Source organism: Thermogutta sp., assembly GCF_039793925.1.
Classification (GTDB): domain Bacteria; phylum Planctomycetota; class Planctomycetia; order Pirellulales; family Thermoguttaceae; genus Thermogutta.
Genome location: NZ_JBAMME010000146.1, coordinates 1 through 1,190, shown reverse-complemented (window position 1 = coordinate 1,190; position 1,190 = coordinate 1). Strand labels below are relative to the sequence as shown.

The window sequence follows — 1,190 nt, the reverse complement described above, 5'->3', positions numbered from 1 at the left end:
CCACCCGGCCGCGCCCCGCACACAATTGGGTAGTAGGGAACATTCAGCACAAAAAGTCCCTGGGAGAAACCCAGGGACTTTTTGTTTTCGGCGGCCTGGTTCTTTTTCTTTCACAATTTCTCTACCATCTCCTGTACCGTCTCCGCCAGCGCCGTTTGGTTCACCCAATCGGCGATCTCTCGCTCCAGCGATGACGGGTCTGCTCATCCGGCAGAACCGTCACGGAAGGCCGCATCTTCTGGCCGAACTCGGCCAGAATGCGGGCATCCAGAGCATCCGTTTTGGCCAGGACGCCGGAGGCACGGGCGAAATCCCGCACCCGGCGCGGGTTGACCCGGCTGAAGGGCAGGCCAGCAAGAAGGCCTGCCAAAGAGACTCGAGATGACGCCCAAGCCCGGGGACAGCGTCTTCCCATCTGCCGAAATTCGTAACACGGCATCTAAATCTCTTGCATTAGTCACACAATATGATATAATATATCCGCCGGTATTTTTACCGGCATAGCCGAATCTATGGAGGGCAAGATGGAGGATGGTAAAGTAAAAGATCTGGAACTATGCACTGCTGCTACAGCGGCACAAATGTTAGGAATTAGCCCCTCGCGCATTTATCAGCTCGCGCGCCAGCTCGGCCTTGGCCGCAAGCTAGGGCGTGACTGGCTATTCCTGATAGAAGAGGTAAATGCAATGCGCGTCCGGGGCAAGCCTGGGCGGCCCAGAAATAAATTCGTGGAAAAATACTAAAAAGAAAGGCTTGACAAAATCTGCGAGATGTGGTATAATTATGGCAGATCGCAGGGCGCGGCCGAGGCAGGGGCGAAAGACCCCTGCCAAAATCAGGCCATATCGGCAGGAAAATTTTTTGAAGGAGGTAATAAAAATGATTGTTCTCAACTTTTCCCACCCCTTCACGCCCGACCACCTGCAACAGATCGAGGCGTTGACCGGCCAGAAGATCGAGCGGGTAGTCGAGGTGCGTAGCCAGATTGACCCGCAACAGCCGCTGGTGCCGCAGGTGGTGGCACTGGTCGACCAGGCCGGTCTCTCCCCGGTCGAGTGGCAGACCCTGTCCCTGCTGGTTAATCCGCCGTCGCTCAACTTCAGCGCCGTGGCCTTGCTGGCCGAATTGCACGGCCGCATGGGATACTTCCCGCCCTGCATCCGCATGCGGCCTATGGTGAACGAACAGGG

At 56.6% G+C, this 1,190-nt stretch carries 3 protein-coding genes and 1 pseudogene; 3 read left to right on the top strand and 1 reads right to left on the bottom strand.

Annotation, left to right across the window (positions count from 1 at the left end; translation table 11 throughout):
* The coding region (locus ABJK56_RS06010; RefSeq protein WP_347243757.1) for a hypothetical protein at positions 1–194 on the top strand (194 nt) is incomplete at its 5' end.
* A gap of 50 nt (positions 195–244) precedes the next feature.
* Here ABJK56_RS06010 and ABJK56_RS06005 read toward each other — a convergent pair.
* Positions 245–373 (bottom strand): annotated as a pseudogene (locus ABJK56_RS06005) (IS110 family transposase); the annotation flags it as partial.
* 151 nt (positions 374–524) lie between these two features.
* Between ABJK56_RS06005 and ABJK56_RS06000 the strand changes: the two are divergent.
* The gene (locus ABJK56_RS06000) at positions 525–743 is read left to right on the top strand and encodes a helix-turn-helix domain-containing protein (RefSeq protein WP_347243756.1); all 219 of its coding nucleotides are present in this window, start codon (positions 525–527) and stop codon (positions 741–743) included.
* A gap of 136 nt (positions 744–879) precedes the next feature.
* On the top strand, positions 880–1,190 hold a 311-nt coding region (gene csx15 / locus ABJK56_RS05995), incomplete at its 3' end, for a CRISPR-associated protein Csx15 (RefSeq protein ID WP_347243755.1).

Excerpts from the sequence above, each read along its gene's own strand:
- ABJK56_RS06000 (WP_347243756.1), top strand. The coding sequence starts at position 525 with ATGGAGGATGGTAAAGTAAAAGATCTGGAACTATGCACTGCTGCTACA.